The sequence below is a fragment of the [Flexibacter] sp. ATCC 35103 genome, assembly GCF_001975985.1.
GTDB lineage: Bacteria > Bacteroidota > Bacteroidia > Flavobacteriales > Flavobacteriaceae > Flavobacterium.
Genome location: NZ_MTQF01000007.1, coordinates 160,975 through 187,041, shown reverse-complemented (window position 1 = coordinate 187,041; position 26,067 = coordinate 160,975). Strand labels below are relative to the sequence as shown.

The following is a 26,067-nucleotide window of genomic DNA, read 5'->3' as shown; positions in this document are numbered from 1 at the left end:
TATAAAAAATAGAATCTAATCGATCAAATTTTCTGTTTTTTCAGGAATTTTAACCTGAACTAAAAGTAATGACAATGCATATACAAAAGCCGGTGCTGCTGTTCGCATTGCGGCATGATTTATTGTTAGTAACCAAAAAATAAAAAAGGACAGAAAATATAAATGCTGTCTATTATTAACATATACTACAAAAGGGGTTATAAAGAGTAATACAAGTCCAAAGATTCCAAACAAACCATGCTCACTTAGCATACGTGTAATCTCATTGTGTGAAGCTGCACTCTCGCCAAATGTTTCTTTCCTGACTTGTTTACCCATTCCTGCCCCAATTCCTAAAACAGGATTATCCATAAAGATTGCAATCTCTTCCCCCATTATTTCTTCTCGCCCGCCTAAACGATCTTTTTTTACTCTTCCGGCAGCATCTTGATTTGCATAACGTTTTTGTATAAGTCCATTGGTCTGAATAGACGAATACCCCCAAACTCCTACACCCATTATACCTGTTACAATAAAAACTAATACAAATTTGCTTTTACCTCTTGCGTTAGAAAAACTATATAATAAAGCCAGCAAGCAAACAATCATAACGGCTGCTGTTATAACTCCTCCTCTCGAGAAAGTAACAATCCCTCTGTAAGTCATAAATAATAGCAAGAAACCATTTATAGCAATTGTTATTTTTGATTTTGAGAACAATATTAATTGTGTAAAAAATATAAACATTCCTAAACCTAAAGCGGTCGAAACCTGGTTAGGACCAAAACCTCCGGAAGTTTCAAAATTAGATTGCGTACCTGTTACTACATCCCTAACGCTTGGATTAAATAAAAACAGATATACTGTAGTACTTACTAATGGCAATCCCATTGCAACTAATACATTCTGTAAATCAGAAAATAAAATTCTTCTTCGAAACATATAAATCGAAGATATTGCCAAACATACTGGTCCTGATAAATTAAAAACTAATGATTTCTTAATATCAACAGAAGGGTTAAAGACCGTAGAGGTAATTAAAATTGATGGAATTAATAAAATCAGGAAGAACCAATATATAAATGCATTTGTCGAAAAATTGCTATATATCATACCTAATAGCATGAAAAAAGTCACACCAAATTTAACAAATTCATTGTTTAAATTTCCGCCGGTCATTCGCAGAAAAACCTCTACTCCCACTAAATAACCTGCAACTAAAAGAACTTCATTATTTTTATTTTTTGTTCGATAAACAATAAAAAAACCAACTACTAAAATTAAAATTGCATATAATTTTGATAAAAAAGGAATAGTAAAAACAACTAAAGCAATAACTGCATGTAGGAGAAGCAGAAAACTATAAGATGATTTTGTATTTTTCATTTTTTATTTATTGTTATTTTAAGCTGTAAAAGTAGTCAAAGATTTCAACCATAAAAGATACTCTTTGATAATAGTGCTTTCGCTAAATTTAAGCTGAACATTATGATGTAAAGCCAAAGCGATTCTATCACCGTAATTTTGATCGTTAATTAGTTTTTCAATTGCGTTAACAAATGAATTAAGATCATTAGATTCTACTATTATACCTTCATTGTCTGAAGTAATTATTTTTGAGACTTCACCCACATTTGTTGCAACAACAGGCAACTTATACATTCCGTATTCTAAAATCGCTAATGGAAGTCCTTCTGAAATCGATGGCAGAACAGCAATTTGACATTGTTTTAATGCTGAACCAACTGTATCAGTTGTTCCATAAAAAAAAACAGTATCGTGAAGTTTTAAATCATCAATCTTTTTTTTCAGTCTATCAGAATACGAATCTTGAAAATCTTTACCAAATAAGTGAAAACTCCAATCCGGAAATTTATTTTTCATCAAATTTGCAGCATCCAATACTAAATCATGATTTTTTTGTGCACGTAAATTAGCTACGCAAATTATTCTTTTTCCTTCAAATCCGTTTAGATTAATTTTCTCTCCGGAAACAGAAGAATCAATTACAAAATTAGGAAAATAAGTAATATTAGAACTCCAGAGATACGATTTTGCCCATTCTTTCAAAGCAGAATTTACAGAAATGATTCCCATAAAAAAAAACGAACCCAATTTGAGGCTTACGTTTTTTCGGGAAGACAAATCTTGTGAAATTCCATAATGGTCATGCCAAATAATTTTGATTTTCGGCAAGGTTAATTTCACTAAAACAGCAATAAAAAAAGAAGAACTATGAGCATGAATTGCATCAACATTATTATTTTTCAAATATTGACGTAATTTAAAAACAGCTTTAAAATCTATTTTAGTTTTTTTATTCAGGAATAAATACGAAACCTTTTTATCGATTTGGTTTAGTAATAATCCTTCTTTTCTTGAGACAACTAATCCTGAAAATTCTATTTCTTTTGACAATGCATTAGCATAATTCACCGCCATTCGTTCTGCTCCACCAGCTTCTAAAGAGTCTATTATTTGTACAATTCTCATTTTGATAATAACTTTTTAATTTCCTCTTCAAAAAGATCTGTAGTATAATTTTGGGACCATTTTGCGGCTAACATGCTTTTTTCCAGAAACGCTTTTTCGTTATCAAGTATTTCGTTAATCTTATTTATATCTTTTTCTAAATCCATTTCTAATAAAATCCCACGATTACCATAATCTAACATAAAAGGCACACAAGAAACCTTACTTGCAACAGGAATACATCCCCAAAACATTCCCTCGGCAATAGCTTTTGGCCATCCTTCACTTTTAGAAGGTAAAATCACAAAATGACTTTTTTGATAAGCTTTCTTCAATGTTTCGTGATTTTGATTTCCGTGTAAAACAACTAATGTTTCTAAATTATTTGTTTTAATATAGTTTTCCAGCTTTGCTCTTTCAGAACCTTCTCCGTAAATATTCAGATTTACTTTGTGTCCTTTTTTTATTAATTGGTGAACTAATTCTATCGCATACAATGGATTTTTACCTGAAACTAAACTCCCTGTAAAAATAAATTCTATTGTAGTATCAAAACCTGTTTTTGTGCTATTTTCTTTTTCTGCCTGTGCGTATGTGGCAGTAAAAAAAGGTTTTATATTTTTAGACTGATTATACCAATCTCCATAAACCAAAACTTGCATATTACGTGTTAAAAATGTATTACTTAAAATCCATTTTTGCATTTTGTATGTAAGTGGCTGTTTACTTTGAGGATCCCAATTACCGGCATATTTAGCTGTTTTAGGTTTTGATGGAAATAAAATTTGAACCAAACATCCAATCAAACCCATATTACCGGGACAACGCAAGTGAATATGATTGGCATTTTTCATGGCTAAAAATATTCTCCAAGAAATAACCGGCAATTTAAAAACGGAAAGCAAACTGTTTTTTAAGCTTGTCAGATTAAAATCTGGCACTGCTTTAAAATCAATTTTATTGTGCTTGTAAGCGATGTCTATCGCCGTTGGCTGTTTACTTTGTAATGGCGCAACGACAATTACCTCATCTACATATTTAAACCAGATATTCATTTCGCGAACATAAGGTGCGTAAGCATAAAATAAATCCCGCTCACTATTGTGCATCACATGACTGATTATTACAAATTTCATTTATTTATTTTCTAATAATCTTTTAATAACTTTTTGAGGCACCAGATAGGTTTCAAAATAATTCCTGCTTTCGAATTCCAGTTTTCTTTTAAAACTAATATCTGTAGTCAGCTTTTCTATTGCTTTATTAATTTCGTCCTTGCTTTCAGCATATAATAAATGTTTTTCATTTATTAAATCTGCCGGTAATTTGTTGTAATGAGATGTTGAAATAATTGCTTTTCCTAAAGCTAGAAATTCGGCTAATTTCCAACCATGACAAGAGAGAACAGCGGGCGTATTAAAGACAAAGGCAGAATTCTTAAGTTTTTTCAGATAGGTTTTCAATGGAATTATTTGGGAATATATTAAAGCGTCAAAACCCAAATTATCACCATTAGTTCTCGATACAAAGCCGCCTTCAAAATCAATATTTTTATTGTTCTTGCAGGTTTCTATAAATAAGGCTCTATTGTTATTGGTTTCATTTTCTTTTTTCCAAATACTATTTAAAAAGAAAACTTCATTACTTGAAGACTGTGTCAAATGATATTTTTTTAATCTGAATCTTTTATATTGTCTCCAATAATTGGCTGCAAACCCTCTTTTGTTTACAATAGAATTTTTAAATCTGATAAAATTAAAAGTCCCATAATATAAGGTTTCAAACAAGTTCCAGATTTTAATACCAAAACTGGGTCCTATTGCAACGATTTTATCATGATCTGCAACGGGTAAACTATTAGTATTATAATTTACTTTTCCGTAGACATCACACCATTCCAAGCTAATTAAATCAATTTGGCCTGAATCTTTAGAATCAATAATTATTTTTTTCGAATAATTATTCCCTTCAATTATAAAAGCAAAGGTTTCTTCCGGAAAATCAGGAAATTTAGAAATATTGAATTCAAAATCTTTATAAATTTCTTTTATTCCCTGAATATAATAACCGTCATAAAAAACATCACAAAGTCCATAAATATAAACTTTCACTTTCATTTTATTTCTTTTGGTTTATTAAACAGCAAGCTCAACCAACCCATTGTTCTGCCAATTGCTTCTGTAAAAGGTGTTTTTTTATTGCCAGATGTAATGGTATTTGTAAATCTGATTAAAGTGAGCAGTATCGTAATTGCATTCCACTTAAAACGGTCTTTAAAACCCGGATTCGGGTTTTTAACACGCCATATATAATACCCGTTTCTTACTACCATTTTGCCATAATTATACTGATTAGGACGTCCCGATGCAGCATGAAAATGAGATAAATGTGCTTTTGTATTGATTACATTTTTACCAAAATTGAGCGCTCTTAAACTAAAATCTGCATCTTCGTATAAACCATAACCTTCAAAAAATTTAGAAAATTTAATATGGTCAACCACGACTTTTCTAAATGCCATCGACATACCAATAAGTAAGTCAACTTCGTATGTTTTTCCGGTCATAGGAAATCCGGAAGTTCTTCCGTGTGAGAAATTCGGCATTTTTCCTGAACCTAAATTAGATCCAAGCCCTAAATAATTCCTGACTACATTACGGGTCCCTTCTTTATAAAAATGTCCTTCGAATAAATAGTATTTTTTCTTATTATAAAAAAAATCCTGGTTTTGCGGTTTCCATTTATATTCATTGATCGCTATTCCTCCTACTCCGGTAATATCAGGATTGTTTTGAAATGTTTTTATTGTCTCAAAAAAATAATCCGGTTCTAAAACGGTATCATCATCTAAAAAACAAACTATCTCTATATCTTGATTTATTTTAGATATTCCAAAATTTCTTTGTCTTGTTAATCCTCTGTTTTCTTCTGAAATCAAAAAATATTTTAGGTTCTCGAATTTATTCTCTTCCAGAATAATTTTGGTCTCATTATTAGTCGATCCGTCAATTATTAAGATTTCATCCGGATACACAGTTTGTCCCTGAACTGATTGCAATAAAGCCAGCAAAGGTTCAGGACGCATGTAGGTGCAAACAATTAGGGAAAAGCGCAAAGGTAAATTCATTAAATTTTATACTTTTAAAACCACAAAGATATTTCCGGCTGTTAATTCTTCATCAGAATATTTTTTATAATCTTCATGAAGCGGCACTTTTTTAAATAGTTCATATCTTTTGGTGCCTTCTTTTAAGCTCTCATAATCCAGATGAACAATTTCATAATCATATTTTTTAAATATTTCCAGAAACTGCGGCAATCTTAAACGGTTATGATAATCATATTTAGTATGTATTTTATCCCACTCTTTCTTGCTGTATTTTAAGAAATCCTGAAGCGATAAAGAACTGTCATTATGTTGGCGTAAATCACTTGGGGAAATAAAATGAATTACATATGTACCTTTTTTAAGTACCGTTTTCATTTTTTTGTGCAACGCATCAACATCATTTTCATTCATATGCGAAAGTACATAACGCGAAAAAACAACATCAACATCAGGAAAATCATTTTTTACAATATTGTAATTTGGAAAATACTCAACTCTCTGAGGAAGACCGTACTTATTATCCGGGTTTGGCACTACTTCGCAGCCATATCTTTTAGAAAAAAGATCATTTAATTTTAAAACTGTTTCTTTTTTAAAATGTTCATTAATATCAAAAGTAAGTACTTTTTTTGCTCCTAATTTGTATTTAAAAAAGTAAGGCATACTAGGAAACCAACCAGAACCAAACTCAAAAACGACTTTTTCTTTTAAGTTGATATCTAAACCGGTTAAAACTTTTGAAAGTCTGGAATAAGTTGGTTCAACACTTTTTAACCGGTCTTCCAGAGTAGACTTATCAAAAAAACTTTGAATTTTATGATAACAATAATCATCTACTTTATTAGGTAATAAAGCAAGTGATTTAAACAATATCGTTTTTAGCTTGTGATTCATGTATAATTAAATTGCTTGTCGCTTTTGCAGACTTGTGTTGCTTTTTTCGAATATGTTTCCTTCTAAATCAATATCCAAAACCAATTTTTCAAAATCAGACCAATATTCAATTAACTCAGTAAGAGTAGGATTCCAGATTTGATTATTCTTGATTTTATAACCTAAATATTTAAAGTTTTCAGAAACCTTTTTGTCTATTGTAGTTTCTGTCGAGAATAATTTTCCTTCATGGTATTCCATTGGTACAGAAAAATAAGTGTGTGCAATAAAAACACCTTTCTCGTTGATTAACGTGTTTATATTTTCGTGAGATAGTGATTTCTTAAAATCAAGCATTTCTAAGGTCTGAAAAATATAAAACTCCTTATCAAAAATAATATGTTTAAATACCGTTGGTGAGTATTTTGCCAACTTATAAGGGTTCTTCTTTTTAGTATTCCAAAATAACAAAACCGAAAAAATAGAAATACTGAGTTTAAAAAAATCTCTCACTAACGGAAAAAATAATTTAAACTGTCTTTGAAAAAATACTTTTTTGAAACGGGATGCAGTATGTTTATATTTCAAAATTAATTCTTCTTCATTATAATAATGAAAAATAATATTCTTGATTATAAGCTGTGTATTTTTTATGAAACCTAAACCTTTGTTCCCGTTTAAGAAATTTGATAATGTGAAGTGCCTGGGATTAAATTGATTTATTACACCATGTGTTGCAGTTCCTGAATCAATATAATTCCAGAGTGTATTTATATTTTTTTTATTTAAAATGTTTTCAAATTCATTCTTATTGAATTTCTTATTCTTTAAAAGAGAAAAATTATAGGGTTGAAATCCGTGATCAATCCAAACTTTTATATCATGCAAAGGAGGAACAAATTGCTCAAAATCTACAAAACTTTCCTGATCTGTTTTTATAGATTGCGAAAGCGAATGATAACATAACTCATGTCCATCATCATTCCAGTTTAAAAGTTCCTGTTTTTGATTTTGAAATGATGCATTATCTTCCCGTTTTGAGAAATGGTTTAGAAAAAAACCTTTGGTTACTTTTATCTGATGTTCTTTAAAAAATTCTCTTTGCAAAATCAAATTTTCGGCAGTATCAAAATCACAGTGATCAGTAAAACACGCTACCGCCGTAAATGGATTTTTTGATCGGCTTATCTCAATTGCTTCGCTTTTAGGAAACAATAATGCAGGGGTTTCAATAAAATTAAACTGTTGGTTTGCTGAAGAAATCGTTTTCCTGTTTTCATCTCCCAGATAACTTGCAATTGGCACTGAACAGTCCGGATTAAATCGCCAAAGCAAAACTGTGGTATCATTTTCATCAATTTCCCAAATACCTGCAGTTATATTAGACTGAACAATCTGACCGTTTTCTAATCTTATTATTTTTGGACTAAACTCGTTTGCAATAAAATTAATTTCACTTTTTTGCCACGTATAATCATGACTGCGAAATTCAGCAATAGTTTGAGAAAACGTAATTTTTATATCAAATGAATTGAAATCCGAAAGATTAAACAAAGATAAATCTATAGCTTGTTTTAGTGAATCATTTACCTCAAAATCAATCTTTTGATCACCTGAAGGTGTTACGATAATTATGGAATGTATCAAAATTTATATTTTATTTTTTAATTGATTTGCCCAATACAAACTTTGTTTCCATTGTTTTTTGAAATAAGAAAAATATTGAATCGGATTTTTTATCGGTTGCAATTTATAAAATTTGAAAAATAAAACGGTTCTATAACCATCAATTTGCTCTTTACTAAAATGTAAAATCTTGTAGAGCATAACTGTTGGCGAAGGTTTAGGCTGAATTTTATCATTCTGCCATTCCAGAACCGGTTTCGTTCTAAATCCACCAATTGGTGCTTTCAGGTGTAAAATTTCGGGTTCAGGAAAGTACATAATATCTACACCTTTGTTGCGAAGCTGCATACCAAAATCTGTATCTTCTCCGTAACCAAACTCAAATCCTTTTCGGTATTTAAGATTTTCTAAACACTGGCGTTTTACAATACTACAGCCAGAACCAAAGGCTTCCCATTGCATATTGCTATGATATTTTTTACTAAAATCATACGCACTGTCATAGCAGCCAAAGGTAATTTCGTCAAGACCAAATTTATTGAGTTGAGCGAATGCTTCTTTCAGGAATGATTCCTTAATTCTAATATCATCATCAGCCATAAAAACCCATTCCTGCTTTGTTTCCGCCAAAGCTAAGTTTCTCGCATTGCAGGCACCAGCCTGATGCGTAAAAATATGTTTTATCTCAAACGGCCAACTCTCATTTTGAAGATAATCTAATTCTGAGATACTTTCTAAATTTGGATTTTGTTCTACAATAACAATCTTTTTTGGCAAATGTGTCTGAACAGAAAAATCTTTTAAGATATCATACAAAAAATCTTTTCTTCCAATAGTTGGGATAATAACATCTACAGTTTCTTCTTCTTGTATTTTTTTTGAAGACTGAACTTCTATGAGATTTAATTCTTTCTTGTCCAGTTTTCTATTTGAATAGAACAAACTAAAAATCAGAGGCAGAACAGCTACTTTTCTTTCGTATAAAAACAAATTCAAAAACAACAAGAATATCCAACGGGTTTTATAATGCTGTTTTACAAAACGGAACAGGACAAATAAACTTGCTTTTTTATTTACTTCCTGATTAAAAACATCATTTAACAAAAGTGGTTCTGAAGAGCACAAAAGTCCATTATTCATCGCTAATTTGGCAATTGAATGTAAAAAATACTCAAAGTTATCGCCTGCTGAAATCGATTTTCTAAGTTCTAATAATACTGATGCGTGAATTCCACCTACACAACTGCTCATTTGCCAGGTTGGGTAGCTCACTTTTTTATTTATTTTTATAAACGGAGTCTCTTCTACATAACCAATTGCATCACATAACAATGAATTTTTAAAAGGATTATAGGTCGCCATTATTTTTTTATGATGAAAAACACCACTGAATGCAGATAAATTTAAATGAGGTTTTAAATCAAAAATACACCAGATCAAAAATTCGTCCGGATTAGCAAGTGCCATTTCGATTAGGACATCTGAAATTTTCTTAGCAGAAAAATCAAGATTCTGTCCCTCGCGAATAACCTCTTTGACTTTATTATTTTGATGATAAACAACAATCATTATGTATTTTGGTATTGATTGATTATTTTTTGATAGAATTCTATATTTTCATCTGCTAATTTATTGATATCAAATTTGGCTTCTACTCGTTTTCTGGCTTGCGTACCTATTTTTAAGCAGAGAGACTCATCTTGCAATAACTCAGAAATTCTTTCTGCATATAAATCATGATCATTAGGATGCACGAGATAACCGCTTTCTCCATCAATAATAAGTTCCTTCGACCAGCCAATGTTACTGTTTACCACTGCTTTTTTCATCGCCATAGATTCTATTGTAACCATTCCTAAAGTCTCGGCAAAAGTTGGGAATACACAAACATTTGCTTTCTTAATATAACCTACAACTTCTTTATAGGGAATTTTACCTAAATATTCGACATTATTAAGATCATCCTTTTCAAATTGATTTTGCATCAGTTGCCATGTAGAACTTGAATTTGTTTGAATATCAACGGCATCACTTCCAATTAATACTAATCTTGCATCAGGATAATTTTTTCTAACTTTATTGAAAATATCCGGTAGCTCCAGAACTCCTTTTTTACGAATTATGGTTCCTACATACAAAATCATTCCTTTTTCAAAAGCTTCCGGAGAATCATTTGTAAAATTTTGTAATTCTAATCCGTGATGAATTGTTTGTACTTCATCATTTTTCAATTTAAAGATTTCCCTTGAAAGTTCTCCGGCAAAAGTAGTTGGTGCTATAAATCCTTTTGCATTCTTAAGGGCTAATTTTTCAGACCAGTAATTCTTTGGTTTTTGTTTTCTTTTTTCCAGATGGCAAAAATAGGCATCGCTACCATGAAAACGGATTATCAATGGTATTTTAAAATTCATAAAAGCTGTAATCCCAGTCCAGTCAGGAGCTTCAAGAATATCTATCTTTTTTTCAGAAATTGTCTCTTTTATAAATTTTTCAATTTTTTTTCTATTAAAATAAAATTTAAATAAACTTGCCTTGCTATCTGTTAAACTATAAATCGTAACATTATCCTCTTCTAAAATAAATTCTGTCTTTTGGTTGTATACAAACACAGAAACTTTATTACCCAACATCTTAAGTTTCTCTACTAAATTGTAAACACTGGTGCCTAATCCGCCATCATGGCCAAATACCTTATGCGGATAATGAGATACTATATATGCGATATGTAGTTTTGATGCCATGTTTATTTTATCAAAAGTAATTTTTTGACAGTTTTTTTAAATTGAATTTTTTTTCTTCTTACGTATTTTTTAATACTATAAGTATAACCACCAAAACTTAAAAATTGTACTCCGTAAAAAGGTATCCAAATTTTTTCAGGTTCTGACTCAAAATGCGGGTTTTCTGTTAAATCAGCAGCCTTCTTTAAATAAACATCTAAAGTATCCTTTTTTGTTTTTCTTTCGGTTTTAGAAAAATCAAAAATCCTTGAGAATAAACCCGGATCATTTTGAATTAATAATTCATCATAATTTAAGGCTCGGGAAACTTTAAAAATTTCGATTACATTATTAACAACCAATTTTACCTTAGGTTTGTTTAAAGCTAACCAACTGGAGTATATTAAAAGTGGTGGCAAAAAATAATCTTTTTCTAAAAAATAAATGTCATCAGCTGGTTCGATCTCATTATTACTAAAGGCAATTTTTACATCAAAATAACTTAAAATATAATTTTTAATTATTTCCTTATTTTTTTGAGATCGTATACAAAAAGCTAATTTACTTAATGTGATAGTATCGTTTAAATGATTGTATTTGATCCATCTTTCAGGAAAATAATCTTTGTCATTTAACTCGATACTTTTTAATCCGTCAAAATTCTTAAATGGTCTGATTATCTTAGTATCTTCTTTCTCTCCTAACCAGGCTGACCACCATGAAAAAGTCGAATTACTGATAATAAAATCATCACATAATGTTCCTAAACAAAGTTGCTCGACTTCGCTTAATCCATCACCAAAAAATGCATTTTTTAAAAAGGAGAAATGAAATTTACAATAATTAATATCATCACTAAGTACTACAAGATTACAGGATTCCCAATCCGGAAAAAAATGAATCAGACTGTTCAAATAATATTTTATTGATAACTGGACATAATCCGGATGATTCACAAAATCTCCTCTACGAATAGAGATAAGAATGGTGCGTTTTTTAAAGACTTCGTGATATTTCGTTTTTAATCTGTCAATTAAATTTTGAGTAAACTCAAAGTAATGTTTTGTCAGCTCTTTATCAAAATATCTCTCTGATTGAAGCCAGCCTTCAATATCATAATTATCTGTTCCTAAGTTTCTGTTATAATAACTATATTCTTTTTCTTCGATTGCTTTAAAATTCGAAAAATTAGCTTGTAAAAGCGGGAGTTTGTTTTTAAAATAATCTTGATATTTCCACTCTAAAAAAGAAAATTCCTGCTTGCCTTCAACAGCTATACCAATAGTTGAGGCTATTTGAAAAAGCTGATTTCCCAAATTACCTTTCTTTCCTATTTTGCTGTATGTTATCATTTCTTATTTTAGCTTTAAGAGAGAATTATTTAGTAAAAAAATCTTTTATAATTCTGGCTGTAAATATTTTAGCTCCGGTATCATTCATATGTCCGCAAGACGAAAAATACTTATTCTCTACAACAGCGTTTTCATAGTTATGAATTTCAGGATATGCTTTTTTTACCTTATCGAAATAATCCATTCCAACCACATTTTCGCACATAGGCGTCATTACAGTAATCAAATTGATATTATTCTCTTTACAAATCTTTTTAATTTGCTCGTAATATCTATTGTTTGGCAGCGGATTTAGATTCACGATGTTGTTTTTCATGTTTCCGTTTTCTACCCCTTTTAATGGATAATAACCGTCATTATCCAAATTACTTGTTCGTTTATGGACTGCATTAAAAAACATTTCCCTAAACCCTATTTTAGCTTCGTATTTTATATATCTGTAAAATGGGATATAATACAACTCATTAAAATCAGTTTGAGTTTCAAATTGTTCTTTTACAACTTTTGAATTATGAATATACGGTAGAAATGCACACGAAATTCCGTCAGATCTTTTGATCCCTGCAAGGTTTAAATCTGCTTCAAGAATAACATTCTTGATTTGATATTTTCGTTCTATCATAAGTTTCAACATCAGGGATGTCTCGAACAAATGCGAACCACTCATACCATAATTAAAGGTTTTTAATCCTTTCTCTTCAAACATTGAAGTTACAAAATGGTTATTTGCACGTGATGAACCCAAAATTATCACATCATACTTTTCTGCTTCTGAATTATAAACCTGATCTATTTTTCCTCTGTTTTTACTTTGTATAAACATGGCTGTATAGAATCCATCTAATACAATTGTGAGTAAAATTGTTATCAAAACAATTTTGCCTGTAAAAATTAAAAACTGTTTCATTAAAATTGAAAATATATAAATTCTTTATAATCTGAAAAAATTCCGAATGCGAGAATGGCAGCAATAGCAAGGGTTAATCTCAGAAAACTTCTTTTTCCTGAAATAGGTTCTTCTTTATTGCGATTATTCCATTCAACCAAAACGAACAAACCGGTTAGTATTAATAACTCATAATTATAACGTTCGTTTTCCAGATATTGAAAACTAAAATCAGCGTTTGTAAAAAGTCTTTTTAAATATAGAAAAGCATCTGTTATAGTCTTCGATCTAAAAAATATCCAGGCTACGCAAGTCAGTAAAAATGTTGACAGGATGTTTAATATGACTTTTACAGAATCAAAATTCCATCTTAACAGGATTGTATCCATGTTATTTCTGTTTCTGTTTGATAATAATAAGGGCAGAAAATAAATCGCGTTTATAAATCCCCAGGCAACATAAGTCCAATTGGCTCCATGCCAGAACCCGCTGACTACAAATATGATAAAGGTGTTTCTTATTTTCATCCAGATTCCTCCTTTGCTTCCGCCTAACGGAATGTACAAATAGTCCCGAAACCAGGATGAAAGCGAAATGTGCCAGCGACGCCAAAACTCAGCAATATCTCTTGAAAAATAAGGATAATTAAAGTTTCGCAATAAATCTAAACCAAACAGTTTAGAAACTCCTAAAGCAATATCTGAATATCCTGAGAAATCTCCATAAATTTGAAAGGCAAAATAAATGGCTCCCAGAATTAATGATAAAGTATTCATTGACGTGTAATTATCAAAAATAGCATTTGCATATGTGGCGCATGTATCTGCAATAACTACTTTTTTTACCAATCCCCAAACAATTTGAAAAACACCTTCTTTTGCTTTTTCAAAATCAAATTCTCGTTTTAGTTTTACCTGAGGCAATAAATGTGTAGCGCGCTCTATTGGTCCCGCAACTAAAAGCGGAAAGTAACTTACAAACAGGGAGTAATCTACAAAGTTGTATTCAGCTTTTATTCGTTTGTAATAAATATCTATTACATATGATAATCCGTGGAAGGTATAAAATGAAATTCCGACCGGAAGGATTACATTTAATAAAATTGGACTGGCTTTTACTCCTACTGAACTTAATAAATCTGAGAATGAAGAAGCGAAAAAATTATAATATTTAAAGATTCCTAAAAAACCTAAATTAACTATTATGCTGAGCCAAAACCAAAACTTGCGGCTTCGTTCTGATTTTCCTTTTTCGATTTGAATTCCGGTATAATAATCCAAAAAAGTAGAGAAAACTAATAAAAACAAGAATCTCCAATCCCAACAAGAATAGAAATAATAACTGGCAACAATTAATAATGCATTTTGGGTGTTTTTTGTTTTATTGAAGACAAACCAATACAGAAAAAAAACGACTGGCAAAAAAACAGCAAATGCTAAAGAGTTAAAAAACATATTATTTTAAAAATTTGATAAACAATTGAATAGGAATGAAATTTAGAAATTAGTGCACGATTTTTTCAATAGCTTTCCAAATTTTCTCAGAAACACTTTCTGGCGAGTGACCACTGATGATCTCAAACCATTTTTGAGCATTTTCTATTGTTTCCGTTGATTGCTCTAAACCAAGTCTGATTTTTTCTTTTATATCCTGAGGGGAATTTAACCATAAAACGGCATTTTTATTTGGCATGGACCTAAAGTGAACGTATTGATAAATTTTAGAAACTGACCAATTTTTATCGACTTTATTAGGCACATCATAATTTATAAAAGCACAAGGTTTTTGATGTGCAACATAATCAAATACCATTGATGATCCCAGGTTTAACACCATCTCTGTATGTTTGATTGTGTTAATTTGCAATTCGAGATCTTCTTTTGTTGGTAAAATGGTATTCCAGTCTTCTCCAACTTTTTCCCATAAAGGAGCAATTGGTGTAATTATATCTTTATTTTTTTCAAGTACTAAATCATATCTCTTAGAAAAATCTACCGGACAACGTCTAAAAATAATCCCTATAGAATTTCCCTGATTATTGAGTTCCCTGACAGCATCTGCAACATCAGATAAATATTGCGGATCATCAGGACAAGTTGTAAAATCATCTCCTGAATAACACGCGTATTTTTTATTGAAATCAAGCTGGTATTTTTCGAAAAATTCACTTTTTGATGCGGTATTATTGGTATCAAAATGACTTTCAAATTGTGGAGTTCCTGTCACAAATATTTGATTCTCTTTAATATACGGATAATAATGCAGCAGTTCCTTCTTCATATGCTCGCTCCAGACAAAATAAAAATCTGTCTCGACAACCATTGTTGCTTTTGGCAAATTATCCCAGGAGAATATAAAAGTGGCTGTTGGAATTTTTAATTCTTGTGCTGCTAATAATGGTGCAATTGCCAAAACCGGACGCTGATTTGTACAAAAAACGAAATCAGGTTTTTCTATTTTAAGTGTTTCCAGGCAATGCGCATAATAGTTGCCGCTTTTTTCTAGTTTTTTAATTTTTTCGCGAATTTTCTTCAATCCTTTATTTGAAGAATGAGTTGCAATTAAAAACTGAGAGATTAAATTTTTTACGGCTGGTTTTAATTTTTTATAGGAAAAAGGAAAACGATAAGTATCATACACCGGATCTTTCTCAATTTGAATATTTAAATTGAGCTCGATATGTTTTCTTGCATTTTTATAACTATCTGTTAAAAGATTCGCTTTGGCATTTTTGATTTTTACCTCATCAAATCCTAAAGTCGTTAAATCAAAGGGAGTATTATTCCAATATCTTATATCGAAATTTTGCTGTAATCCAAATTTAAAAAAATTTGAAAAAGCAAAATTACGCAGTCCTACTCCATCAGGCAGTAAAATAAAAATTTTTTTATTAAGCATTAACTGTCTCTAAATTGTTTTTGGTTATTAAGATGCCAAATATCTGATTTTTGAAGAGACTGAAGAAATAATTCGTTACTATTTCCTTCGCCAAAATCATCAACCGATCCCTGAACTTTATGAGAATCTATTATTGAAAGTGCTTTTTTTATGCCTGAAACAGAATAATCAGTGTTGATAATATCAGCATGTATTGCCCTGTTTTGCTGCCTTGTGCCAATGTTTATAATAGGAATTCCATAATAAGGTGCTTCTCTGATTCCTGCACTACTATTTCCTATTATAAATTGACTGTTTTTTAATAAAGTAAGAAAATATTCAAATCGCAGTGACGGAAAAACCCTGAATCTTGGATTGTCTTTTAGCTTTTTATAAGCATCCAGAATAAATTGACTTCCTAAATCATTATTCGGAAAAATCACAATATAATTGTGATGATCGTTTAATAGTGATGCTACAAATGATTCTGCATATTCTTTCATGATCGAAAACTCAGTCGTAACGGGATGAAACATTACAATCGCAAAATCATCAAAGTTAATTTTATAATAGTCTTTTGCTGTTTTTAAATCCGGTAACTGATCTGAAAACATAATATCAATATCCGGGGAACCAATTGTAAAAATGGATTCTTGTATTTCGCCCATCTGACTCAATCGTTTGGCTGCCTGCAGATTTGAAACAAAATGAATATGGCTTAATTTACTCACACTATGACGAATTAATTCATCAACAGTTCCTGAGATTTCGCCTCCTTCTATATGAGCTACCAAAACATTATTAAGAGACCCGACAATTGCACCTGCAAGGGTTTCTACACGATCACCATGAACCACTATCATATCCGGATTTATGGTTTTACAATAACTGGATAATCCTTCTATAGTTTTTGCCAATGTTAAATCCATTGTGGTCTCGTGCGTGTGATTTTCGAATGTAAAAACATTTTTGAAGTTACAGCGCTCAATTTCTATCAATGTATATCCATAAACTTCTTGTAGATGCATACCGGTAACAAAAACAAATACTTCAAAATTATCTTGTTTTTCAAGCGTTTGAATCAATGATTTTATTTTGCCAAAATCAGCACGGGTACCGGTAAGAAAAAGGATTTTTTTCATTTAAATATTTTTATTCAAAATCAGAGAAATCTAATTGTTCATCATTTTGAATGTCTCTTGTTGCAGATTTGCCTATTAAATCATTAAAATGTTCTGCTAAAATTTTTCCGGTTCCGGGACGTTTTACCCAAATATTTTGTTTAGATAAAACTTCTCCTTTTTTAATTGGAGCAATAGCGCAAACCGTAGCAAAGGCAAAATCAATTGTTACTTGTTCTTCAAGAGCCGGTTTTTTAGTTCCTCCACGCATTAAAGCAATCTCTGCAGATGAAACTATTAATTCCTGACATGCTTTTTCATCCATACTGCAAACAATATCCGGACCTGTACGCTGCATATGATCTGTAAAATGTCTTTCTAAAATGCTCGCGCCTAAAGCTACGGCACCTAAACAGGCATTATTATTTAAAGTATGGTCACTTAAACCGAAAATCTTATCCGGAAATGCTTCATGCAATTCAACCATCGCACCATAACGAACTAAATGAATTGGCGTTGGATATAAATTTGTGGTGTGCAAAATTGCCACCGGAACATTATATTTATCAAAAACTGCAATTGCTTTTTGTACACTTTCGATAGTATTCATTCCTGTGCTTAAAATTACAGGTTTGCCAAACGAAGCGATGTGCTCTAACAACGGGTAATTATTACATTCTCCGGAACCTATTTTATAGGCCGGAATATCGAACTTTTTTAAACGTTCTGCCGCAGCTCTTGAAAATGGTGTCGAAATAAAAATCATGCCTTTACTTTCGACATAGTTTTTAAGTTCCAGTTCATCTGCTTCATTTAGGGAACAACGCTCCATGATTTCATAAATAGAAACATCGGCATTACCGGGAATAACTTTTTTCGCCGCGCCGCTCATTTCATCTTCTACAATATGAGTTTGATGTTTTACAACCTCAGCTCCTGCCCTATGTGCAGCATCAACCATTTCTTTGGCAACTTGCAAAGAACCTTCATGGTTAATTCCGATTTCGGCAATTACTAAAGGTGGAAAATCTTGTCCAATTTTTCTTCCTGCTATTTCTATATATGGATTCATTATTTAAAGTTTTTTCTAATTTTTCTTTTTATAAAAGTCAGGGCTTTTTGTCTGGCCCAAAATAATTTCATTTTAAAAGTAGGGTTAATAAATATTAATTGCCCACCACCAATATAACTGTTTACACTTCGGCTTTCGTGTGCATAAGGTGGATTCTTCTTTAGTGTTATAACATTTACAAACAACGACTTAGGAAAAATACTTAATATTGATTTTGTTTGATCTTCTCTGCCGCCTTCTATAAAAAGTATCGCATTTACAGCACAATATTGTTCGATTTGTTTCAGTGAAAGATCTAAACCATCAATAATAATTAAATCAAATCTTTTACTGATAACATCATTCAACTCAGGAAAAAGTTGAATTTCATCATAATTTTGTACATTTTTTGGCAGGGCTTTCAAACAAAATTCATTGCTTTCTGTTCCCACATATTTAATATCCAGCCTGTTTAATTTAGAAAACTTTAAAATTGTATCAGAAACGGATCCAATACCCAAGCCTATTTCGAGAATATCAGATAAATTAAATTCTTTTATAAGTTTTAAAATAGTTTCTAAAGCAAATTCGCTTGCGATATAATCACTTCCTTCTAATGAACAAAAATATTTATAATTCTCAATAGCAAGTTTCTTTATTTTCATTTTTTATTTTTTGTTATTATCCATTCTGTATAATCAAAATCGTCCTGTGCATCAATATCAATTTTGGCAAAAATATGATCTATTATTAATGTATAAGCATTTTCAGAAATAATTTTATCTTCTAAAATAAGTTTTGCTTTAGTGATATAAAGCAATCCATTTTCATAAAAAAGAGGTTCGAGATCCTGGCTTCGCTGTCCAATTTTATAATTGTACGGAACGAATTTATTTTGTACAATTTTTCCAAACTTTTGATGATTCTGAGTTACTGTAAATAAACTGTCACAGTTATTTTGCTCATACATTTTAAAAGCATTTTTTAATAAATCATCCGGTCTTAAAGGATTTGTAGGTTGTAACAAAACTACATTTTCGACCGTTTCTTCTAATTGCTCCAATACATTTTTTAATGCTGTTACCGTAGGTTCTAAGTCACCAGATAAGGATTCAGGTCTGTCAATAACTTTGGCGCCAAACAATATTGCCTGCCTTTTGATTTCATCATTATCTGTCGAAACATAAATTTCGTCAATGATGTCACTATTTGCCTGAGCATATAAAATACTATGTGCCAAAAGTGGAATTCCTGCTAATATTTTTACATTTTTTTGAGGTAATCTTTTAGAGCCTCCTCTTGCCGGAATTATAGCAATTGTTTTCATTTGCACGCAATTATAATGTTATTTTTTTTCTGGTTGCCAATATATCCTGGTATCATCAAGTTTTTGAAATTCATCAAACTCTTTATCCGTAAATCTGTTTTTATTTTTTATGATCTTAGGAATGGAAACTATTAAGTTGAACAGGGCATAAATCAGTGCTTTTAGAGCTTTAAAATCACCTTTAAAAACTTTTAGTTTTAATTGCATCCAAATAGAATAAGCCATTTTTCTTGGAATTACTTTTAACGGTAAAAACAAAAAATATAAATACCATCCGGCTCTAAGTGATCTTTGTAATCTAATAGCATAATCGGCATTTTTTTTCCTGGCCTTAATATTCACTCTGTGATTAATTAAGACTTCCGGAAAATAATGAACCTCCCAATTTCTTTTGAATAATTGCATTGCTGAGAAATCTTCTTCTCCATAAAACTCAAACCATTCCGGATAATTAGGGGTATCTCTCCATGCACTCATCCTCCAGACATGACCGCAACCAACAAAGCCTTTTACTCTTTGTGATTTTTCTGTTGAAATTGTTTCAACCGGCTCGTCTAATCCCCAAAAAATGCGAAGTGCAATTAATCCACATTTTTTATTTTCATCAAAATGACTGCGTATAGCGTTTAAGGGATTTTCAGTAACAAAATGTGCATCGTCATCTAGTGAAATTGCAAATTTTGCCTGGGTTTCGTTCAGCATTTTATTTCGACAATAAAGATATCCTTTTGAAGATTCATTGCGAAAAATTTTAATACCGGGAAAATCTCTTTTTACTTTTTCAAAAGTACCGTCTATCGAGCCATCATCAAAAACCACACATTCTACCTCTTCTGTTTCTATTAAATATTTGATTTTATTTAATGTAAAAATCAAGTCGCTGCACCTATTTTTGGTTGTAATTAAAATAGAAAAATCATGTTTGTTTAAATCCATAAAAGTATTTTGATTTCATTAATCATGAGATTTCATTTTTAGCATTCTTTTATATCCTTTATAAGAAATCAATACGTTTGAAATTTTACCCTTTAAAAAAAACATTTTAACTGATTGAAAAATCTTTATATAATATTGTTGTTTCACTACTGTTTTTGAAAAGTGTTTTTGAAGGAAATAAAAATAAAGTTTTTCCTTTTCTAATTCCAGATTCAATGTTTTGGCTTTGTCTCTTTGTCCACCAACTGAAACCTGCAAGTGTTCTACCAAAATTTTAGGCTGAAAATAGATATTTGCCCCGGCCTGAAGCAAGCGCATTCCGTAATCCCAATCATCGCCCCATATGGTAAAATTTTCATCAAAGAAAAAACCTGCTTCTCTAAAAACATCTTTTTTTACAATATTCAAACCGGAACATACTTGCAGCCTAAATCTCGATTTTGAGAAATTATGTGGTTTTGCAATAGTATCTAAAATGGTTTGGTATTTAAACTCTGCTGTTTCCATTCCGTCAAAATGAATTCCGGGAATTAAAACATCAATTATGTTGGGTTTTAAAATTTCTGTAATTTGCTCAAACGCAATACTCGGGATTCTTAAATCGTCATCAAGAAAAAACAGCCATTCTTCATCTTTGTAATGTTTTAAAGCCTGGTTTCTGGAATGATTCACTGATTTTTCTCTTCCATTTTTTACGAAAGTAAAATTAAAGTCAAGTGGCAGTTTATCAATATCTGATTCTATATCGACCTGACTTTGATCAACAATAACAACTTGCGAAATATATGTCCCGAAAGCATTTAGATCTAATAACAAATTAGACAGACATTCTAATCGGTCTCTGGTTGGAATAACTAAAAAAAAGTTTTTCATTTCTTTACTATTTTAGCATACACTGCATAAACAGCTGTAAATATTTTGAGTTTCTTCAGTATCAAAATTATTTTATATTTTATTAATCGCAATTGAAATTGTATTGCAGATATAAATCCTATTTGCTTAAAATGATAAGCAATCATTGTTTTATAAGTTGCAAATGAAGGAATATTTAAAAAAGCGACTTCAAGCTTTTGTAAAATTATTTTCTTTTGAAATTTTGTAAACAACAAACTGTATTCTGTAAATAGTATTTCGCAAAATTGAAAAGTGGCCCAATTTTTACGATCATTTGTACTGGCATCTCCTGTTATACTTAAATTTGAAACCCGTATTAAAAGATGGGCATCATTTATAGAATAAATAAAATTGGGAGTCGAAAATTCTAAAATGGCTAAGTCATCAGAGTGCCACGCAAGATGTAAATCTTTGAATTTTTTGTCTTCAACAATTTCTTTTTTAAACAAATGTTCACTTAACGAACTTCGTGTTTTTTTTGAAAATTTCCTTGTCAAAAAATCTTGTGCGTTTTCTAAGACAGGATGAGTGAATTTATCTAAAACAACTTCTCCTTTTTCATTTATAACTTTAGTAGCGAAACGAACTACGTTTACATTTTTCTCTTTAATTTCTTTTTCGTTCTTATAAAATAGTTCAACTACATTATCACTCAGGACATCATCATCTCCCAGAATCATAATCCAGTCTTCATTCTCTGTAAGAGCGATACATCGATGCCATTGTTTTACTAGTGATGTTCCGCCCAGGTTCGAATCAAAAATATGATAATTATACTCAAAAGCACCTTTAAATTTATCCAGCAAAAATTGTGGATCTTCAGGACTTGAATCGTTTCCTATATAAACTTTAAATCTTTTGTCAGTCTGGTTTTTTAAGGATTGCAGCGTTTCTTCAAAAAACTCAAGTTTGTAATACGGTATTACGATCGCGATCATTTCGTTGCTTTTTTCAATATCCATTTTCCAAAACCAAGTAAGTGTAGTTTCGAAAGGATTTTTTTAATTTTATTTCCTAATTTGTATGATCCTGAATGTTTATATTTCTTCAGTTCAAGTCTGTTTTCTCTGGACTGCTGATAATACTTTTCGATTAAAAAAATTAAAAAAGTTTCAAATTCATCTTCAGATAACATGGTTTTTAAAATCGGAAAAGAATAGAAGAAATTGCTTTTCATATGAGCAAAATCTTTGGTCATATTTTTATCATGGTATCTGTAATAAGCTAATGGCAAATCGATAAAAATAACTTCAGGATTATTTTTAAAGATTCTTAACCACATAATCCAATCTTCTTTTGCGCCTAATTCTGATTGAAATTTAAAATTTTCGAAATTGCTTTTATGAAAAAAACCACAGTGGATTGGTATATTAAACTCGAAATCCCAATCGTATAATACTTTTTCAAAATTAAATTCGGCTAGGGTAAGTTTACAAAAAGGAGCTTCAGAATTTTGTAATGTATCTCTAAACATCCTAAAATTCGATATTACAATTTTACGATCGAATTCATCTTTTGCTAAAGCGGCCAAAGAATCTTTTATTTTATTTTCATGCAATAAATCATCTGAGTCCAAAAACTGTATAAATTCTCCTTTTACTACACTTAATGCATAATTACGGGCGTAACTTACTCCTTTATGTTGTAAATTATAAAACGAGAAACGGCTATCATTTTTAATAAATTCCTTAATAACGGCAACTGTATTATCTGTAGATCCATCGTCGACAATAATACACTCCCAATTAAGATAGCTTTGTAACAATACTGATTCTAAAGTATCTTTTATTAGATGTTCTCTATTAAAAGTTGGAATTATTATTGAAACTAAAGGGGCTGTTTGCTCCATTTTATTTTTTTAGATATTTTTATGTTAAAGTTTTATCTTGTTTTGTGTAACTAATATTTATCATATAAATTACTTTTTAAATTACCATTTTCATCTATTCCCCATGAACTTGAAGTGTTACAATGCTTAAAATAAAACTCTTGCTCTTCTGTTAAATTATTATGATCAATATACCAACCTCCATGTAGCGCCTGATATGGAAATTTCACACGAATAGCGTCATAAAAATTAGAATGCTTGTATTTATAAAACGGCCTGTAAATAGCAAATGTGGTATCTATATCTGCTAAAAAATCGCCTTCTTTATCTTTTGTTACATAAAATTTAGATTCCCAATTTATAATTTTATTTTTATTCAAATTTGATTCCTCTAAATCATCGATTTTCAAACTAAAACCTACTTTGGTTATTTGATAATTCTCATCCAGTTTTTGCTTGAAATAAGAAACAAAATCATTAGGACATTCCTTGACAGGAAGAATATCAGGATCTGTTATAATATGATACCCTTTTGAGTATTTTTTGAATATTTCTTTGTTTTTCCAAAAGGCCAGATGCCCGTAATTTTGTGTTAATCTGTATATTTTTACTGATGATTCTATTTCTGTAAAATAATTTAATAATGGCGGATAAGTCGAATTGTTATCAAGAATTATAATATTATCATGATTATTATTTTTCAAAAAGTCAATCAACTGTTTTAAATACAGTAATTGATTAAAACTTATTATTATTACAGGGATTGACTTGTGGTTTTTGTTTTGCCCAATAACAGTTTTATTGAATGAATTAAAAAATAATTTTAGAGATTTTAATTTTATATAGTTGGTCATTCTTTTTACAGACGATTTTATACCTAAAAAAATTAAAATCTTGATTATATATGTTTTCATTTGCAAATTATTTTTGCAGAAAGCATTTGATTATAAATTTTCCACTTTTTCTAAATCCGATATATTTAAAGAATTCAGGGATATTAAATAAAACAGAGATGCCATTTTTTACAGAATAATGATCTAATTTTTGATTCACTTTTTTACTAAAAGATATTTTCTCTTCCTTTATAAATTTTGAAAATAATTTTGAATCGTAGATTTTATTTTTATTATTTTCCTGAACTAAAAGATTAAGCAATTTCATTTTAGTTTTAAATTCTTTTGCCCATCCTTTTTGTTTGATTGGCAATGAGAAATCAAAAGGAAAAAAACTCGCATTCTCTAAATCAGGCACTACTTTTTGTAACATCATAATTTTTATACCTTGTGCTACTTTTTCTTGTTTTTCTCTTCTTAGATTTGAAGTTTGCAAGAGATGCTCTCTATAATACAATAATACCTCTCCTATATTTGCAAGTTCTCCCAAAAAAGCTAAACGCGACCATAAATCATAATCTTCTGCAGGTTCTTTTTTTACATCATACTCTACTTTGTTTTGTTCTAATACTGTTTTACGAATCATAACAGTAGGATGTGCAATATAGCAACCGGAAATTAATTTTACTTTAATTTCTTCATGACTTAACGGATGATCGCTAATCTTGTTTTTACCAATAATTTGATACAATGTCCCGCAAAGAATAATGCCGGGATTAGCATCTAAAAAAGCCACTTGTTTAGCAAAGCGTTCCGGCAAACTAATATCATCACCATCCATTCTGGCAATGTATTCTCCTTTAGCAATGCTTAATCCGTTATTTAAACTATTTGTATAACCTGAATTCTGAGGTTTTTCTATTAATTGTATTCTTGGATCATTATATGATTTTATAATCGAAACAGTTGAATCTGTCGAAGCGTCATCGATTATTATAAATTCAAAATCTGAAAAAGTCTGATTTAAAATACTGTCTACCGCTTCCTTTACATAAAGTTCGCAATTATAGACGGGCATTAAAACTGTTATTTTTGGGCTTGAAGACATTACTTTATTTCTTTTTCAAATAATTGTATATCTGATTCTACCATTTGTTCCACTATATCTTTAAGATCAAATTTTGGTTTCCATCCTAAAACTGTTCTTGCCTTTGTTGAATCTCCTATCAATAAATCAACTTCTGTTGGTCTGTAATAAGCGGGATCTATTTTTACAATTTCCTTCCCTATTTCTAATTGATATTTTGAATTTGAACAGGATTTAACTTTTCCAACTTCATTTTCATTTTCTCCCACAAAGTCTAATTCAATACCACATTCTAAAAATGCCATTCTAACAAATTCTCTAACTGTGGTGGTTTTACCAGTAGAAATAACAAAATCTTCTGCTTTGTCTTGTTGCAAAATTAACCACATGGCTTCTATATAATCTTTTGCATGTCCCCAATCTCTTTGCGAATTTAGGTTTCCTATGTATAATGTATCCTGTAAGCCTAAAGCAATTTTTGCCGTAGCCATCGTAATTTTTCTGGTAACAAATGTTTCTCCTCGCAATGGTGATTCGTGGTTAAATAAAATTCCATTACAAGCAAACATATTATATGCCTCACGATAGTTTACGGTTATCCAATATGCATAAATTTTTGCCACACCATATGGTGAACGCGGATAAAATGGTGTTTTCTCTGTTTGTGGTACTTCTTGCACTAAACCAAACAACTCCGAAGTTGAAGCCTGATAAACTCTGGTTTTTTCTGCCAGACCTAAAATTCTTACTGCTTCTAATAATCTCATTGCTCCTAAACCATCAACATTTGCAACATATTCAGGAGTGTCAAAACTTACCTTTACATGAGACATGGCTCCTAAATTATAGATTTCATCAGGCTGAACTTCCTGAATTATTCTTATTAGATTAGTCGCATCAGATAAGTCTCCGTAATGAAGAATGAACCGAACGTTTTCTTCATGAAGGTCTCTGAATAAATGATCGATACGTTGTGTGTTAAACGATGAAGCTCTTCTTTTTACGCCGTGAACTTCGTAGCCTTTTTCTAATAGGAATTCTGCTAAATAAGCTCCATCCTGACCAGTAACTCCGGTTATTAATGCTTTTTTCATTT

General features: G+C 30.6%; 24 protein-coding genes. All 24 read right to left on the bottom strand.

Going from position 1 to position 26,067, the window contains the following annotated elements:
• Nucleotides 1-15: 15 nt before the first annotated feature.
• From BXU01_RS16035 to gmd, 24 genes are read right to left on the bottom strand one after another with little or no spacing between them, the layout of a single operon-like run.
• Nucleotides 16-1,365, bottom strand: coding sequence for an O-antigen ligase (locus BXU01_RS16035; protein ID WP_083694129.1), 1,350 nt, complete (start codon nt 1,363-1,365; stop codon nt 16-18).
• An 18-nt stretch (nt 1,366-1,383) separates the two neighbouring features.
• A complete protein-coding gene (locus BXU01_RS16030; RefSeq protein WP_083694128.1) occupies nt 1,384-2,472 on the bottom strand; it encodes a glycosyltransferase in 1,089 nt (362 codons plus the stop codon).
• The gene (locus BXU01_RS16025; protein ID WP_083694127.1) at nt 2,469-3,587 is read right to left on the bottom strand and encodes a glycosyltransferase; all 1,119 of its coding nucleotides are present in this window, start codon (nt 3,585-3,587) and stop codon (nt 2,469-2,471) included. The genes BXU01_RS16030 and BXU01_RS16025 overlap by 4 nt, the downstream gene beginning before the upstream one ends.
• A complete protein-coding gene (locus BXU01_RS16020) occupies nt 3,588-4,568 on the bottom strand; it encodes a hypothetical protein (protein ID WP_083694126.1) in 981 nt (326 codons plus the stop codon).
• Nucleotides 4,565-5,578 (bottom strand): glycosyltransferase family 2 protein, encoded by a 1,014-nt coding sequence (locus tag BXU01_RS16015; protein WP_255373783.1) that lies wholly within the window; start codon nt 5,576-5,578, stop codon nt 4,565-4,567. Before BXU01_RS16015 ends, BXU01_RS16020 begins: the two co-directional genes overlap by 4 nt.
• 6 nt (nt 5,579-5,584) lie before the next feature.
• Nucleotides 5,585-6,454: a class I SAM-dependent methyltransferase gene (locus BXU01_RS16010; RefSeq protein ID WP_083694125.1), complete on the bottom strand. Its 870-nt coding sequence runs from the start codon at nt 6,452-6,454 to the stop codon at nt 5,585-5,587.
• Nucleotides 6,455-6,460: 6 nt separating this feature from the next.
• Nucleotides 6,461-8,080 (bottom strand): hypothetical protein, encoded by a 1,620-nt coding sequence (locus BXU01_RS16005; RefSeq protein ID WP_083694124.1) that lies wholly within the window; start codon nt 8,078-8,080, stop codon nt 6,461-6,463.
• Nucleotides 8,081-8,083: 3 nt separating this feature from the next.
• A complete protein-coding gene (locus tag BXU01_RS16000; RefSeq protein ID WP_083694123.1) occupies nt 8,084-9,628 on the bottom strand; it encodes a glycosyltransferase family 2 protein in 1,545 nt (514 codons plus the stop codon).
• Complete coding sequence (locus tag BXU01_RS15995) at nt 9,628-10,800, bottom strand: glycosyltransferase family 4 protein (RefSeq protein ID WP_083694122.1); 1,173 nt, start codon at nt 10,798-10,800, stop codon at nt 9,628-9,630. The genes BXU01_RS16000 and BXU01_RS15995 overlap by 1 nt, the downstream gene beginning before the upstream one ends.
• Nucleotides 10,801-10,802: 2 nt before the next feature.
• Complete coding sequence (locus tag BXU01_RS15990) at nt 10,803-12,131, bottom strand: alpha-1,2-fucosyltransferase (protein WP_083694121.1); 1,329 nt, start codon at nt 12,129-12,131, stop codon at nt 10,803-10,805.
• A gap of 25 nt (nt 12,132-12,156) precedes the next feature.
• Nucleotides 12,157-13,038: a hypothetical protein gene (locus BXU01_RS15985; RefSeq protein WP_083694120.1), complete on the bottom strand. Its 882-nt coding sequence runs from the start codon at nt 13,036-13,038 to the stop codon at nt 12,157-12,159.
• On the bottom strand, nt 13,038-14,471 hold the full coding sequence (locus BXU01_RS15980) for an MBOAT family protein (RefSeq protein ID WP_083694119.1): 1,434 nt from the start codon (nt 14,469-14,471) through the stop codon (nt 13,038-13,040). The genes BXU01_RS15985 and BXU01_RS15980 overlap by 1 nt, the downstream gene beginning before the upstream one ends.
• A gap of 49 nt (nt 14,472-14,520) precedes the next feature.
• Nucleotides 14,521-15,915: a UDP-glycosyltransferase gene (locus BXU01_RS15975; RefSeq protein WP_083694118.1), complete on the bottom strand. Its 1,395-nt coding sequence runs from the start codon at nt 15,913-15,915 to the stop codon at nt 14,521-14,523.
• Nucleotides 15,915-17,036 carry a UDP-N-acetylglucosamine 2-epimerase gene (gene neuC / locus BXU01_RS15970; protein WP_083694117.1) on the bottom strand — a complete coding sequence of 374 codons (1,122 nt, stop codon included), beginning with the start codon at nt 17,034-17,036 and terminating at the stop codon, nt 15,915-15,917. Before neuC ends, BXU01_RS15975 begins: the two co-directional genes overlap by 1 nt.
• Nucleotides 17,037-17,046: 10 nt before the next feature.
• Nucleotides 17,047-18,087, bottom strand: a complete 1,041-nt coding sequence (neuB, locus tag BXU01_RS15965) for an N-acetylneuraminate synthase (protein WP_083694116.1) — start codon at nt 18,085-18,087, stop codon at nt 17,047-17,049.
• A complete protein-coding gene (locus tag BXU01_RS15960; protein ID WP_083694115.1) occupies nt 18,087-18,731 on the bottom strand; it encodes a hypothetical protein in 645 nt (214 codons plus the stop codon). Before BXU01_RS15960 ends, neuB begins: the two co-directional genes overlap by 1 nt.
• Nucleotides 18,728-19,393 carry a cytidylyltransferase domain-containing protein gene (locus BXU01_RS15955; RefSeq protein ID WP_083694114.1) on the bottom strand — a complete coding sequence of 222 codons (666 nt, stop codon included), beginning with the start codon at nt 19,391-19,393 and terminating at the stop codon, nt 18,728-18,730. The genes BXU01_RS15960 and BXU01_RS15955 overlap by 4 nt, the downstream gene beginning before the upstream one ends.
• Nucleotides 19,394-19,411: 18 nt before the next feature.
• Nucleotides 19,412-20,329, bottom strand: coding sequence for a glycosyltransferase family 2 protein (locus BXU01_RS15950; RefSeq protein ID WP_083694113.1), 918 nt, complete (start codon nt 20,327-20,329; stop codon nt 19,412-19,414).
• 18 nt (nt 20,330-20,347) lie between these two features.
• Nucleotides 20,348-21,202, bottom strand: a complete 855-nt coding sequence (locus tag BXU01_RS15945; RefSeq protein ID WP_083694112.1) for a glycosyltransferase family 2 protein — start codon at nt 21,200-21,202, stop codon at nt 20,348-20,350.
• The gene (locus BXU01_RS15940; RefSeq protein WP_083694111.1) at nt 21,199-22,185 is read right to left on the bottom strand and encodes a glycosyltransferase family A protein; all 987 of its coding nucleotides are present in this window, start codon (nt 22,183-22,185) and stop codon (nt 21,199-21,201) included. The genes BXU01_RS15945 and BXU01_RS15940 overlap by 4 nt, the downstream gene beginning before the upstream one ends.
• Nucleotides 22,158-23,072 (bottom strand): glycosyltransferase family 2 protein, encoded by a 915-nt coding sequence (locus BXU01_RS15935; RefSeq protein WP_083694110.1) that lies wholly within the window; start codon nt 23,070-23,072, stop codon nt 22,158-22,160. The genes BXU01_RS15940 and BXU01_RS15935 overlap by 28 nt, the downstream gene beginning before the upstream one ends.
• 50 nt (nt 23,073-23,122) lie before the next feature.
• Nucleotides 23,123-23,965 (bottom strand): glycosyltransferase, encoded by an 843-nt coding sequence (locus BXU01_RS15930; protein ID WP_083694109.1) that lies wholly within the window; start codon nt 23,963-23,965, stop codon nt 23,123-23,125.
• A gap of 7 nt (nt 23,966-23,972) precedes the next feature.
• Nucleotides 23,973-24,992: a glycosyltransferase gene (locus BXU01_RS15925; protein WP_083694108.1), complete on the bottom strand. Its 1,020-nt coding sequence runs from the start codon at nt 24,990-24,992 to the stop codon at nt 23,973-23,975.
• On the bottom strand, nt 24,992-26,065 hold the full coding sequence (gene gmd / locus BXU01_RS15920) for a GDP-mannose 4,6-dehydratase (RefSeq protein WP_083694107.1): 1,074 nt from the start codon (nt 26,063-26,065) through the stop codon (nt 24,992-24,994). The genes BXU01_RS15925 and gmd overlap by 1 nt, the downstream gene beginning before the upstream one ends.
• Nucleotides 26,066-26,067 lie beyond the last annotated feature (2 nt).